Here is a 13,472-nt window from a genome sequence, read left to right on the forward strand (position 1 = left end):
AGGCGTCAGTCGAACAGATGCTTGGGCACGTCGTGCTTGAGCATCAACTGGCATTGCTCGCTTTCCGGGTCGAAGACAATCAGCGCCTGACCTTTGGTCAGGGCCTGGCGAACACGCAATACGCGGGTTTCCAGCGGCGTGTCATCGCCGTTATCGGTGCCGTCACGGGTCACGAAGTCCTCGATCAGGCGGGTCAGGGTGTCGACTTCAAGTTGGTCGTGGGGAATCAGCATAGGCACCTCGGCTAAACAATGGCGCGATGCTACGGCGAATGATGGGTGGCGGCTAGTCTGGACCTGATGTGTTGCCTGATAGATCGCCATCGCCGGCAAGCCAGCTCCTATAGGGTTTGATGTCGTTCTCCAAATCCCGAACGACGCAAGACCTGTAGGAGCTGGCTTGCCGGCGATAGCGATCTACCTGACAGCCCAAAACGCCGGATCAGCTATCCGCCCGCTGCCCCACCAGGCTATCCACCGAAGGCACCCGCGTATCGCTTTCCATCTGCGTGTCATGTTCGATCTGATGACTGAACCGGTCCAGCGAACCCTTGGCCGGTTGCGCATCGCTGGCAAACACCGGCGGGCTGAGGATGTAGGCGCCGAGCAGGCGACTGAGCGCCGCAAGGCTGTCGATGTGGGTGCGTTCGTAGCCGTGAGTCGCGTCGCATCCGAAGGCGAGCAGGGCGGTGCGAATGTCATGGCCTGCGGTGACCGCCGAATGTGCATCGCTGAAGTAGTAGCGAAACAGGTCGCGGCGCACCGGCAACTCGTTGTCGCTGGCCAGTCGCAGCAGGTGCCGCGACAAGTGATAGTCATAAGGCCCGCCGGAATCCTGCATCGCCACGCTGACCGCATGTTCGCTGGAGTGCTGGCCGGGCGCGACCGGTGCGATGTCGATGCCGACGAATTCGCTGACGTCCCACGGTAACGCCGCCGCTGCACCGCTGCCGGTTTCCTCGGTGATGGTGAACAGCGGATGGCAGTCGATCATCAGTTCTTCGCCACTGTCGACGATCGCTTTAAGTGCCGCCAGCAGCGCGGCAACGCCGGCCTTGTCGTCGAGGTGACGGGCGCTGATGTGGCCGCTTTCGGTGAACTCCGGCAACGGGTCGAACGCGACGAAATCGCCGACGCTGATCCCCAGGGAATCGCAATCGGCGCGGGTCGCGCAGTACGCGTCGAGGCGCAGTTCGATGTGATCCCAGCTGATCGGCATCTCGTCCACCGCCGTGTTGAACGCATGCCCGGACGCCATCAACGGCAACACGCTGCCACGGATAACGCCGTTGTCGGTGAACAGGCTGACGCGGCTGCCCTCGGCGAAACGGCTGGACCAGCAGCCAACCGGCGCCAGAGTCAGGCGACCGTTGTCTTTCACTGCGCGAACGGCGGCGCCGATGGTGTCGAGGTGGGCGGAAACGGCGCGGTCGGGGCTGTTTTTCTTGCCTTTGAGCGTGGCGCGGATGGTGCCGCGGCGAGTCATCTCGAAAGGAATGCCCAGCTCTTCAAGCCGCTCGGCGACGTAACGCACGATGGTGTCGGTGAAACCGGTCGGGCTCGGAATGGCGAGCATTTCCAGAAGGACTTTTTGCAGGTAGTTGAGGTCGGGTTCGGGGACTTTATGGGTCATGGAAACTCCTGATGAGTTGAGCGCATCGATGGTTTCGATGAGGGTAATTTGCGGTGTCTGTGAGGCCGTCTTCGCGGGCAAGCCTCGCTCCTACAAAAGCACCCATTCCTGTAGGAGCGAGGCTTGCCCGCGAAGGGGCCGGTTCAGGCACCACATCACTAAGAGACCGCCGGCTGACTATGCGGAAACAACAGATCCACAAACCGCTCGGCCGTCGGCTGCGGCTCATGGTTGGCCAGGCCGGCGCGTTCATTGGCTTCGATAAACACGTATTGCGCCTGATCCGCCGCCGGCACCATCAGGTCGAGCCCGACCATCGGAATATCCAGCGCCCGCGCCGCGCGCACGGCGGCCTCCACCAGTGTGGGATGCAGGATCGCCGTGACATCTTCAAGCACACCGCCGGTATGAAGATTCGCCGTACGCCGTACGAACAAATGTTCACCCGCCGGCAGAATGCTGCTGTAGCCGTAACCCGCTGCCTGCAACGTGCGTTCGGTCTCGTGGTCCAGCGGGATTTTGCTTTCACCGCTGGTGGCCGCCTGCCGACGCCGACTCTGGGCGTCAATCAGCGCACCGATGGAATGCTGCCCGTCGCCCACCACTTCGGCCGGCCGGCGAATCGCCGCCGCCACCACCTCAAACCCGATCACCAGAATCCTCAGGTCGAGGCCTTCGTGAAAGCTTTCCAGCAGCACGCGGCTGTCGAACTGACGGGCTGATTCGATGGCTTGCTGGACGTCTTCGATGGTCCGCAAATCCACCGCCACCCCTTGACCCTGTTCGCCATCCAGCGGCTTGACCACCACCCGTTCGTGCTCGTCGAGAAACGCCAGGTTGTCATCGGCGTTGCCGGCCAGTTGCTGGCTCGGCAGATTCAGACCGGCCGCCTTCAACACTTTGTGTGTCAGGCTTTTGTCCTGGCACAGGCTCATGCTGATGGCGCTGGTCAGGTCACTCAGCGACTCGCGGCAACGTACCCGCCGTCCGCCGTGGCTGAGGGTAAACATCCCGGCCTCGGCATCATCGACCTGCACATCAATGCCGCGACGATGGGCTTCCTCGACGATGATCCGCGCGTAGGGGTTGAACTCGGCTTCAGGACCGGGGCCGAGAAACAACGGTTGGTTAATGCCATTCTTGCGCTTGATTGCAAAGGTCGACAGGTTGCGAAAACCGAGCTTGGCATAAAGACTTTTCGCCTGGCGATTGTCGTGCAGCACGGACAGGTCCAGGTAACTCAAGCCACGGCTCATGAAGTGTTCGATCAAATGCCGTACCAGCACTTCACCGACGCCGGGCCGCGAACAGTGCGGATCGACTGCCAGGCACCAGAGGCTGCTGCCGTTTTCCGGATCGTTGAACGCCTTGTGATGATTGAGGCCCATGACACTGCCGATGACCGCGCCGCTGTCCTCGTCCTCGGCCAGCCAGTACACCGGGCCGCCCAGATGACGCGGGGTCAGCAGACGGGCGTCGATCGGCAACATGCCACGCGCCAGATACAACTGATTGATCGCCTGCCAGTCGGCATCGCCTTGCGCACGACGAATGCGAAAGCCGCGAAACACACGGGTCGCCTGCCGGTAATCGCTGAACCACAAGCGCAAGGTGTCCGACGGATCGAGAAACAACTGGGCCGGCTCCAGCCCCAGCACTTGCTGGGGCGCGGCGACATAGAGGGCGATGTCCCGTTCGCCCGGTTGCTCGTTTAGCAGCTCCTGGGCGAGGCTCGCCGGGTCGGGGAACGTATGGCCGATCAACAACCGGCCCCAGCCGCAATGCACGGCAATCGGCGCGGTACCGAGTTCACTGCCGTCTTCAGCCAGACGTGCCTGCAAGCGTTCGTAGGAGGGCGCCTGACCGCGCAACAAGCGTTGGCTGTACGCCGTGGCGTGAGGTTTCATCGATCAGATTCCTTGTTCACTGAGCCACAGGTTCAGCGCTGCCAATTGCCACAGCTTCGAGCCGCGCAACGGGGTCAACTGGCCTTGTGGATCGGTCAGCAAACGGTCGAGCATCGCCGGGTTGAACAGGCCACGATCCTGACTCGGGTCCAGCAGCAATTCGCGCACCCAGTTCAGCGTGTCACCCTGCAAATGCTTGAGCCCCGGCACCGGGAAGTAACCCTTTTTACGGTCGATGACTTCGCTCGGAATCACCAGTCGTGCCGCTTCTTTCAGCACTTGTTTGCCGCCGTCCGGCAGTTTGAATTTGCCCGGCACCCGGGCTGACAATTCCACCAGGCGATAGTCGAGAAACGGCGTGCGCGCCTCCAGGCCCCAGGCCATGGTCATGTTGTCGACGCGTTTGACCGGGTCATCCACCAGCATCACCGTGCTGTCCAGACGCAAGGCTTTGTCCACCGCCGCATCGGCACCGGGTTGTGCGAAATGTTCCTTCACGAAGTCGCCGGCGGCGTCATGCGCGGTCAGCCATTTCGGCTGTACGGTGGCGGCGTAATCCTCGTAGCTGCGATCGAAAAACGCATCGCGGTACGCCGCGTACGGATCGGCCGCGCCATCGACCTGCGGATACCAGTGATACCCGGCGAACAATTCGTCCGCCCCCTGGCCGCTTTGCACCACTTTGCAATGCTTGGCCACTTCGCGGGACAACAGATAGAACGCGATGCAGTCATGACTGACCATCGGCTCGCTCATCGCGCGGAAGGCGGCGGGCAGTTGCTCGATGATCTCTTGTTCGTCGATGCGCAGTTGATGATGTTGGGTGCCGTAATGCCTGGCGATCAGGTCCGAATACTGGAACTCGTCACCGCGCTCGCCACCGGCATCCTGGAAACCGATGGAGAAGGTCGACAGGTTTTCCACGCCGACCTCCCGCAACAGCCCGACGAGCATGCTCGAATCGACGCCGCCCGACAGCAACACGCCGACGTCCACCGCTGCCCGTTGACGAATCGCCACCGCATCGCGGGTGCTGTCGAGTACGCGGTCGCGCCAGTCTTCGAGGGTCAGATTCTTCTCATCCTCGTGTGGGCCGTAGGGCAGGGTCCACCAGGTTTTCTGCTCGGTTGTGCCGTCTGCTTCGATGCGCATCCAGGTGGCGGGCGGCAGCTTTTCGATGCCGGCCAGCAAGGTGCGCGGCGCCGGGACCACCGCGTGGAAGTTCAGATAATGATTGAGCGCCACCGGATCGAGGATCGGATTGATGTCGCCGCCCTTGAGCAACGCCGGCAGCGCAGAAGCAAAGCGCAGGCGCTTGCCGGTGCGCGACAGGTACAGCGGCTTCACGCCGAGACGGTCACGGGCGATGAACAGGCGCTTGGCGTCACGCTCCCAGATAGCGAAGGCAAACATGCCGTTGAGTTTGGGTAACAGCGCTTCGCCCCAGGCGTGGTAGCCCTTGAGCAGCACTTCGGTGTCGCCGCCGGAATAGAAGGCGTAACCGAGGCTTTCGAGCTCGGTGCGCAGTTCCGGGAAGTTGTAGATCGCGCCGTTGAAGGCCAGGGACAGGCCCAATTGATGGTCGACCATCGGCTGCGCCGAGCCGTCCGACAGGTCCATGATTTTCAGGCGACGATGGCCAAGGGCAATCGGCCCCTGGCTGTGAAAGCCCCACGCGTCAGGGCCGCGAGGCGCCAGGTGATGGGTGATTCGTTCAACGGCTGCAAGGTCCGCAGGTTGATGATCAAAGCGTAACTCGCCAGCTAATCCGCACATAAAGTCCTTACCGGTTTTTCCGTTGGGGAGGGTCAATCGATACCGCGCCCAAAGGGCAGGTACTCAGAAACTGACCCGGTGGGATCGTGGGAGTTTTAGATCGATAAGTAATAAAGGTGCTGGGTGCGTGCCAAGGCTTTAAGTACAAAACCTTGTATGCCCGGCAGCCAGGTGCCTCATTTGCCGCGAATCAAACGGCGCAAGGCGAAGCGGTTCGGATGACACGCCTCGGCCACGGCCCTTGGCAATGGCAGCGGTTCGTTATCCAGCCACGCCGCCAGCAACTCGCCTGACAACGGTGCGGTGATCAAACCTCGGGAACCGTGGCCGCTGTTGACATACAAGCCGTCCAGCCATGGGCAAGGGATGTCTGGTGTTTGCCGGGCATCCTTGCTCAAGGCGCTGTAGGCATCGGCGAACGCCTGACCGTCGGCCAGTGGGCCGACAATCGGCAAGTAGTCCGGGCTGGTGCAGCGAAACGCTGCGCGGCCTTCAAGTGCATCAGGTTGCAATGCATTTGCGCCGAGCCGAGCGACCAGGTCTACCGAAATTTCCTCAAGCATTTGCAGATTGCCTGCATGTTCGGCAGCGGTTGGGGTCAGGTCATCGGAGTTGAAATCGAAACTGGCGCCCAGGGTGTGTTCGCCCAAACGAGCTGGCGCGACATAACCTTCGGCGCAGACGACGGTGCTCAGTGCCTGACTTTCAGTCGTCTGTGGCAGGCGAGTGATTTGCCCACGAATGCGTTTGAGCGGCAGCTCGCTGCTGTAAGTGAAACGCTTGATCTCGGCAGCGCCAGCCAGTACCACCACCGGGGCCTCGGCCAGCACGGTTTCGCCCTCTAGGGCTTGCCAGTGTCCTTGCGCTCGGCGCAACTCCAGCACATCGTGATGCGTCAGGATCTGTATGTTCGGGTGCGCCGCTTGCCATTGGCACAGGGCGGGAGGGTGTACCCAGCCGCCTTCGGGGTAGAACAGGCCACCCGATTGCAGCGCGATGCCGGCGCGGATTTCGGCCTGCGCTTGATCGAGCGTGTGCAGCAAGTCCTCGGGAAACGCTGCGGCCAATTGCGCCTGACGCTCCGCTTCCTTGGCATTGAAGGCCAGTTGCAGCACGCCGCAGTCGTCCCAGTCGAGACCTCGATGCAACTGCTCAAGCAAGCGGCGGGTGTGGCCGAACCCGCTGACGATCAATTGCGACAATGCGGTGCCATGGGCGGAAAGCTTGAGGTACAAAACCCCTTGAGGATTGCCCGAGGCTTCCTGCGCCAGTGCCCCGTGACGCTCCAGCAGACTGACTTGCCAACCCCGCGCCGCGAGGCTGGCGGCTGTCGCGCAACCGGCGAGGCCGGCGCCGATCACCAGGGCACGACGTTCGCCGGTCAGGGGGGCCGGACGCGCAAACCACGGTTTTACCATGACGGGCTTCGTGACTTCCTCCGGCCAACCGAGAAACACCCCGCGCAGGATTTCCCATTTGTGGCCGATGCCGGGCGTGCGTTTCATCTTGAAGCCTGCGGCATTCAACAGACGGCGCACCCAACCGGTGCTGGTGAAGGTGCTGATCGTCGAGCCGGGCGCCGCGAGTCGGGCAAGCTCGACAAACAGTTCGGCGGTCCACATGTCGGGGTTTTTCGCCGGGGCGAAACCGTCGAGAAACCAGGCATCGATCTGCGCGTCCAGCTGTGGCAACTGTTCCAGCACATCGCCGATCAGCAGCGTCAGGGTGATGCGTCCGTGGTCCAGGATCAGGCGCTGAAAACCTTGATGGATTGCCACGTATTGCGCCAACAGTTGATCGGCAAACGGTTTGAGCTCCGGCCACAAGGCCAGCGCCCGCTGCAGGTCGGGCAGGCTCAGCGGGTACTTTTCGACACTGACAAAATGCAACCGCGCACCGGCCACCGCGTGCTGCTCGAACAGCTGCCAGGCACACAGGAAATTCAACCCGGTACCAAAACCGGTCTCGCCAATCACCAGTTTCCCGTCCACCGGCAACGCCGCGAAACGCTCACGCAACGCATTCTGTTCGAGGAAGACGTAACGGGTTTCGTCCAGCCCGGAGAGGTTGGAAAAATACACATCATCGAACACCCGCGAGCGCGGGAGACCTTGGTCGTCCCAGTCGAGCTGGGCGTGGGGCAGTACAGGTTTCATGGCAGGCTCGGCAACGGCAAGGCGACCATTCTAGCCGATCGTCGAGTAGCTGCTTGATCCATGGCAACGTCCGGATCGGGTCAGGCAGTGAAAATGGGATTTCTCCCACGCAGGAGAGGTCAATCCGCTAGTCTTGTTCAATCCTGGAAGGAGCCGTCCCATGTTCGAATCTGCTGAAATCGGTCACGTCATCGACAAAGAAACCTATGAAGCCGAAGTGCCGGCGCTGCGTGAAGCGTTGCTCGAGGCGCAGTTCGAACTTCAGCAGCAAAAACGCTTTCCGGTGATCATTTTGATCAACGGTATCGAAGGCGCCGGCAAGGGCGAGACCGTGAAGCTGCTCAACGAGTGGATGGACCCGCGCCTGATCGAGGTCCGCACGTTCGATCAGCAGACCGACGAAGAACTGGCGCGACCACCGGCCTGGCGTTACTGGCGGATGCTTCCGGCCAAGGGCCGCATGGGCATCTTCTTTGGTAACTGGTACAGCCAGATGTTGCAGGCCCGGGTTCATGGCGTGATCAAGGAACCCCGGTTCGATCAGAGCATCAATGGTGCCGAACGCCTGGAAAAGATGTTGTGCGACGAAGGCGCGCTGATCTTCAAGTTCTGGTTCCACCTTTCCAAGAAGCAAATGAAGGACCGCCTCAAGGCCCTGGCCGACGACCCGCTGCACAGCTGGCGCATCAGTCCGCTGGACTGGCAGCAATCGGAGACTTACGACAAGTTCGTCAAGTATGGCGAACGCATTCTGCGCCGCACCAGCCGCGACTATGCGCCGTGGCATGTGATCGCCGGGATGGACCCGCGCTATCGAAGCCTGGCGGTCGGCAAGATTCTGCTTGAAGGCCTGCAAGGCGCGTTGAAACGGCCGAAGATTCACCCGGATAAAGTCAGCGCCGCGCCATTGGCCAGCAGTGTCGATCTGGTGAACCTGCTCGACAGCCTCGACCTGAACCAACACCTGGAAAAGGAAGACTACGAAGAGCAACTGATCACCGAGCAGGCGCGTTTTTCCGGGTTGATGCGCGACAAACGCATGCGCCGCCACGCCTTGATCGCCGTGTTCGAAGGCAACGACGCGGCCGGCAAGGGCGGGGCGATCCGCCGGGTGGCCGCCGCGCTCGATCCTCGGCAATACAGCATCGTGCCGATTGCTGCGCCCACCGAAGAGGAGCGGGCGCATCCGTACCTGTGGCGATTCTGGCGACATATTCCGGCGCGGGCCAAATTCACCGTGTTCGACCGTTCCTGGTATGGCCGGGTGCTGGTGGAGCGTATCGAAGGCTTTTGCAGCCCGGCCGACTGGCTGCGCGCCTACGGTGAAATCAACGACTTCGAAGAGCAGATCGCCGATGCCGGAGTGATCGTGGTCAAGTTCTGGCTGGCCATCGACAAACAGACGCAACTGGAGCGCTTCGAAGAGCGCGAACAGATCCCCTTCAAGCGCTTCAAAATTACCGAAGATGACTGGCGCAACCGGGATAAGTGGGAGGCCTATCGCGCCGCGGTCGGCGACATGGTCGACCGTACCAGCACCGAAATTTCCCCCTGGACGCTGGTGGAAGCCAACGACAAGCGCTGGGCCCGGGTCAAGGTTTTGCGCACGCTCAACCAGGCGCTGGAAGCAGCATTCGAAAAGTCCGACAAGCATGAAAAGAAACTGAAAAAGCCCAAGACTTGAACCGATGGTGACGCATACGCGGGGTGAATGATTGTCGCGACCGGTCACGGCTGGACTTATGCTCGATCCACTCTCAACCGACAACAATAATGAGGTATGCCATGCGTGAAGTGGTGATCGTCGACAGCGTGCGGACCGGCCTGGCCAAGTCCTTTCGCGGCAAGTTCAACCAGACCCGTCCGGACGACATGGCGGCCCACTGCGTCAATGCACTGCTGGCGCGCTCGGGCATCGACCCGGCCAGCGTCGAGGATTGCATCGTCGGCGCCGGCTCCAACGAAGGCGCCCAGGGCTACAACATCGGTCGCAACGTTGCGGTGCTGTCGCGCCTGGGCACCGGCACCGCCGGCATGACCCTCAACCGTTTCTGCTCATCGGGCTTGCAGGCGATTGCCATCGCTGCGAACCAGATCGCTTCGGGCTGCAGCGACATCATCGTCGCCGGTGGTGTCGAATCCATCAGCCTGACCATGAAAAGCGTCAACACCGACAACCTGATCAACCCACTGCTGAAAGAACAGGTGCCGGGCATCTACTTCCCCATGGGCCAGACCGCCGAAATCGTTGCGCGTCGTTACAACGTCAGCCGCGAAGAACAGGATCTGTACGCCCTGCAAAGTCAGCAGCGCACTGCTCAGGCGCAGGCCGCCGGGTTGTTCGACGACGAAATCGTGCCGATGGCGGTGAAGTATCGGGTTGAAGACAAGGCCACCGGGCAGGTGCAGATCCTCGATGGCGTCGTTGACCGCGACGACTGCAACCGTCCGGACACGACCCTGGAAAGTCTGGCCGGGTTGAAACCGGTGTTTGCCGAAGACGGTTCGGTGACGGCGGGCAACTCGTCGCAGCTGTCCGACGGTGCGTCCATGACCCTGGTGATGAGCCTGGAAAAAGCGCTGGAACTGGGGCTGAAGCCGAAGGCGTTCTTCCGTGGTTTCACCGTGGCGGGCTGCGAACCGGATGAAATGGGCATCGGCCCGGTGTTTTCGGTGCCGAAGCTGCTCAAGGCCAAGGGTTTGCAGGTGGCCGACATTGACCTGTGGGAACTCAACGAAGCGTTCGCCTCGCAATGCCTGTACAGCCGTAATCGACTGGGGATCGATAACGAGAAGTACAACGTCAATGGCGGCTCGATTTCCATCGGGCACCCGTTTGGCATGACCGGGTCGCGTCAGGTCGGGCATCTTGTGCGGGAGTTGCAGCGACGTAATTTGCGGTACGGCATCGTCACCATGTGCGTGGGTGGCGGGATGGGCGCGACCGGGTTGTTTGAAGCGGTGCGTTAAGCCTTAAAGTTTGTGGTGATTATTACATCGCCATCGCGAGCAGGCTCGCTCCCACAGGGATCAGGTGTGCGACATTGATCCACTGTGGGAGCGAGCCTGCTCGCGATGGCAGCGCCTCGGTCTATCGACAGGCGCTCAAAAGCTGCATCCGCGCGATGTAAGCCGCAATCTCCCGCGCAGCCGCCTCCGGGTTTTCAAACGGCCCCTCCAGGGTGTTTTCCCGGGTGCTGAAATACAACTCTCCATTCACCCGACACATCCGGTCACTGCGAAAGTGCATGGCGGGGGCGTTGTCCTGGGCGCGCATGCCGTACATGGCGGTCTCCTGAAGGGGGTTGCTGTTGGCGGATCCAATGAGCTTATGCATGAACCACTTGCAACGCCTGGCCAGCCGATCAGCGGCATATCGCCAATTTATTGCTGCGACCCGCACAGTTTCATTTGCGTCCGGCAGCCAACTGTCCCTGTGTACCAGGCACCGCTGAGCCTAGAATGACGGTTCTTGCCATCTGGCTTTGAGGTACGCATGCACATTTCATCGGGGCGCTGGGTTTATGGTCTGTTCCTGGCCTTGTTGACTGCATTTTTGTGGGGAATCCTGCCGATCAAACTCAAGCAAGTGCTGCTGGTGATGGACCCGGTCACGGTGACCTGGTTTCGCCTGATGGTGTCCGGCGGCTGCCTGTTCATTTACCTGGCAGCGACCCGACGCCTGCCGAGCCGCAAAGCGCTCGGCCCGCGCGGTGGCTGGCTGGTGGTGATGGCGGTGCTCGGTCTGGTGGGCAACTACATCCTGTACTTGATGGGCTTGAATCTGCTCAGCCCCGGCACCGCGCAATTGGTGGTGCAGATGGGCCCGATCATGTTGCTGATCGCCAGCCTGTTTGTGTTCAAGGAGCGCTTCAGCGTGGGGCAGGGGATTGGCCTGCTGGTGTTGCTGATTGGTTTCGGACTGTTTTTCAACCAGCGTCTGGTTGAGTTGTTCACCTCGCTGAGCGACTACACGGCGGGTGTGCTGCTGGTGTTGTTGGCGTCCACGGTCTGGACGTTCTATGCCCTGGGGCAGAAGCAGTTGCTGACGGTGTGGAATTCGTTGCAGGTGATGATGGTGATTTACCTGTTCTGCGGGTTGTTGCTGACCCCGTGGGTGCACCCGCTGGAAGCGCTGCAACTGAATCCGCTGCAAGGCTGGCTGTTGCTGGCGTGCTGCATGAACACCCTGATTGCGTATGGCGCATTTGCCGAAGCGCTGGCGCACTGGGAAGCCTCGCGGGTGAGCGCGACGCTGGCGATCACGCCGTTGGTGACGTTCGGGGCGGTGGCCATGGCGGCCTGGTTATGGCCGGAGTATGTGCATGCCGAAACGATCAATGGCCTGGGGTATGGCGGGGCAGTGCTGGTGGTGCTGGGGTCGGCGCTGGTGGCGTTGGGGCCTTCGTTGATTGCGGGGCTCAAGGCGCGGAAGGTTCGGATGGCGGCCAGTTAGACCGCGTTATCGTTCTTCGCGGGCAAGCCTCGCTCCTACAGGGTTTGTGTCGATCACAAAATCTGCGAACGACACAAACCCTGTAGGAGCGAGGCTTGCCCGCGAAGACTGACTAACAGTCACCGCAATACTCAGCCCTTGGCCCCAGCCTCCAGCATATTCTCCGGCCTCACCCACGCATCAAACTGTTCATCGGTCAGATACCCCAATTGCAACGCCGCCTCCCGCAACGTCAGCCCTTCGGCATAGGCTTTCTTGGCAATTTCCGCCGACTTGTCGTAACCGATATGCGGGTTCAGCGCCGTCACCAGCATCAACCCACGCTCCAGATGCTCGGCCATTTTCTCGGCATCCGGCTCCAGGCCGGCGATGCAATGCTGCTGGAAGTTGCTGCAGCCATCGCCCAGCAATCGGATCGATTGCAGCAGGTTGTGGATGATCACCGGTTTGAACACGTTCAGTTGCAGATGCCCCTGACTCGCGGCGAAACCGATGGCCACGTCGTTGCCCAACACCTGGCATGCGAGCATCGACAGGGCTTCGCACTGAGTCGGGTTGACCTTGCCGGGCATGATCGAACTGCCGGGTTCGTTGGCCGGCAATTTCACTTCGGCGAAACCGGCACGTGGCCCGGAACCCAGCAAGCGCAGGTCGTTGGCGATTTTCATCAGGGTCACGGCGAGGGTTTTCAGTGCGCCGGACAGCGTGGTCAGCGGTTCATGCCCTGCCAATGCGGCGAATTTGTTCGGTGCGGTGACAAACGGCAGGCCGGAGAGCGCAGCCAGCTCGGAGGCAATCGCTTCGCCAAAACCGTGCGGCGAATTCAGCCCGGTGCCGACGGCGGTGCCGCCCTGGGCCAGTTCACACACATCGGGCAGGGCGCTGCGGATCGCCCGTTCGGCGTAATCCAGTTGTGCGATGAACGCCGAGAGTTCCTGGCCGAAGGTGATCGGCGTCGCATCCATCATGTGGGTGCGGCCGGTCTTCACCAGCTTCATGTGTCGCGCGGACAGCTCGGCCAGACCGCCCGACAGTTCGCTGATCGCCGGCAGCAAATGGTTCTGCACCGCCTGCGCGGCGGCGATGTGCATCGCGGTGGGGAAGCAGTCGTTGGAGCTCTGCGAGCGGTTGACGTGATCGTTGGGGTGCACCGGCACCTTGCCGCCGCGCGGGTTGCCGGCCAGTTCGTTGGCGCGCCCGGCGATCACTTCGTTGACGTTCATGTTGCTCTGGGTGCCGCTGCCGGTCTGCCAGACCACCAGCGGGAACTGGTCGTCGTGTTTGCCGTCGAGCACTTCGTCGGCGGCCTGTTCGATCAGCCGGGCGATGTCGGCGGGCAGGTCGCCGTTGCGGTCATTGACCCGCGCCGCGGCTTTCTTGATCAGCGCCAGCCCATGCAGCACCGCCAGCGGCATGCGCTCGTTGCCGATGGCGAAGTTAATCAGCGAGCGTTGCGTCTGAGCGCCCCAGTAGGCCTCATCCGGCACTTCCACCTGGCCAAGGCTGTCGGTTTCGATACGGCTCATCATGCACACTCCTGTCAGT

10 protein-coding genes are annotated in these 13,472 nt (G+C 61.5%); 3 read left to right on the forward strand and 7 right to left on the reverse strand.

Annotated features, from left to right (window positions below):
• Window positions 1-5: 5 nt before the first annotated feature.
• The 5 genes from KGB24_RS19830 to mnmC all read right to left on the reverse strand — a co-directional run bounded on the left by KGB24_RS19830 (window position 6) and on the right by mnmC (window position 7,471).
• Window positions 6-233, reverse strand: a complete 228-nt coding sequence (locus tag KGB24_RS19830; protein ID WP_003199186.1) for a YheU family protein — start codon at window positions 231-233, stop codon at window positions 6-8.
• Between the two features lie 208 nt (window positions 234-441).
• Complete coding sequence (locus KGB24_RS19835) at window positions 442-1,632, reverse strand: osmoprotectant NAGGN system M42 family peptidase (protein WP_223416132.1); 1,191 nt, start codon at window positions 1,630-1,632, stop codon at window positions 442-444.
• A 158-nt stretch (window positions 1,633-1,790) separates the two neighbouring features.
• Entirely contained in the window at window positions 1,791-3,539 is a 1,749-nt protein-coding gene (gene ngg / locus KGB24_RS19840) for an N-acetylglutaminylglutamine synthetase (protein ID WP_223416133.1), read from the reverse strand.
• 3 nt (window positions 3,540-3,542) lie between these two features.
• On the reverse strand, window positions 3,543-5,315 hold the full coding sequence (locus KGB24_RS19845; RefSeq protein ID WP_223416134.1) for an N-acetylglutaminylglutamine amidotransferase: 1,773 nt from the start codon (window positions 5,313-5,315) through the stop codon (window positions 3,543-3,545).
• Window positions 5,316-5,491: 176 nt separating this feature from the next.
• The gene (mnmC, locus tag KGB24_RS19850) at window positions 5,492-7,471 is read right to left on the reverse strand and encodes a bifunctional tRNA (5-methylaminomethyl-2-thiouridine)(34)-methyltransferase MnmD/FAD-dependent 5-carboxymethylaminomethyl-2-thiouridine(34) oxidoreductase MnmC (RefSeq protein WP_223416135.1); all 1,980 of its coding nucleotides are present in this window, start codon (window positions 7,469-7,471) and stop codon (window positions 5,492-5,494) included.
• A gap of 160 nt (window positions 7,472-7,631) precedes the next feature.
• On the opposite strand from mnmC, the gene pap reads away from it, so the two are divergent.
• A complete protein-coding gene (gene pap / locus KGB24_RS19855; RefSeq protein ID WP_008035689.1) occupies window positions 7,632-9,155 on the forward strand; it encodes a polyphosphate:AMP phosphotransferase in 1,524 nt (507 codons plus the stop codon).
• A 101-nt stretch (window positions 9,156-9,256) separates the two neighbouring features.
• Window positions 9,257-10,441 (forward strand): thiolase family protein, encoded by a 1,185-nt coding sequence (locus tag KGB24_RS19860; RefSeq protein WP_192227884.1) that lies wholly within the window; start codon window positions 9,257-9,259, stop codon window positions 10,439-10,441.
• Between the two features lie 121 nt (window positions 10,442-10,562).
• On the opposite strand, the gene KGB24_RS19865 is transcribed toward KGB24_RS19860, so the two are convergent.
• Window positions 10,563-10,757 (reverse strand): DUF6316 family protein, encoded by a 195-nt coding sequence (locus KGB24_RS19865; protein WP_223416136.1) that lies wholly within the window; start codon window positions 10,755-10,757, stop codon window positions 10,563-10,565.
• Window positions 10,758-10,967: 210 nt separating this feature from the next.
• On the opposite strand from KGB24_RS19865, the gene KGB24_RS19870 reads away from it, so the two are divergent.
• Entirely contained in the window at window positions 10,968-11,927 is a 960-nt protein-coding gene (locus KGB24_RS19870; RefSeq protein WP_223416137.1) for a DMT family transporter, read from the forward strand.
• A 131-nt stretch (window positions 11,928-12,058) separates the two neighbouring features.
• Here KGB24_RS19870 and KGB24_RS19875 read toward each other — a convergent pair whose 3' ends face one another.
• Window positions 12,059-13,453 carry a class II fumarate hydratase gene (locus KGB24_RS19875; protein ID WP_223416138.1) on the reverse strand — a complete coding sequence of 465 codons (1,395 nt, stop codon included), beginning with the start codon at window positions 13,451-13,453 and terminating at the stop codon, window positions 12,059-12,061.
• Between the last annotated feature and the right edge of the window lie 19 nt (window positions 13,454-13,472).

Origin of the sequence: Pseudomonas sp. BF-RE-25, assembly GCF_019956105.1 — a bacterium.
Taxonomy (GTDB): Bacteria; Pseudomonadota; Gammaproteobacteria; order Pseudomonadales; family Pseudomonadaceae; genus Aquipseudomonas; species Aquipseudomonas migulae.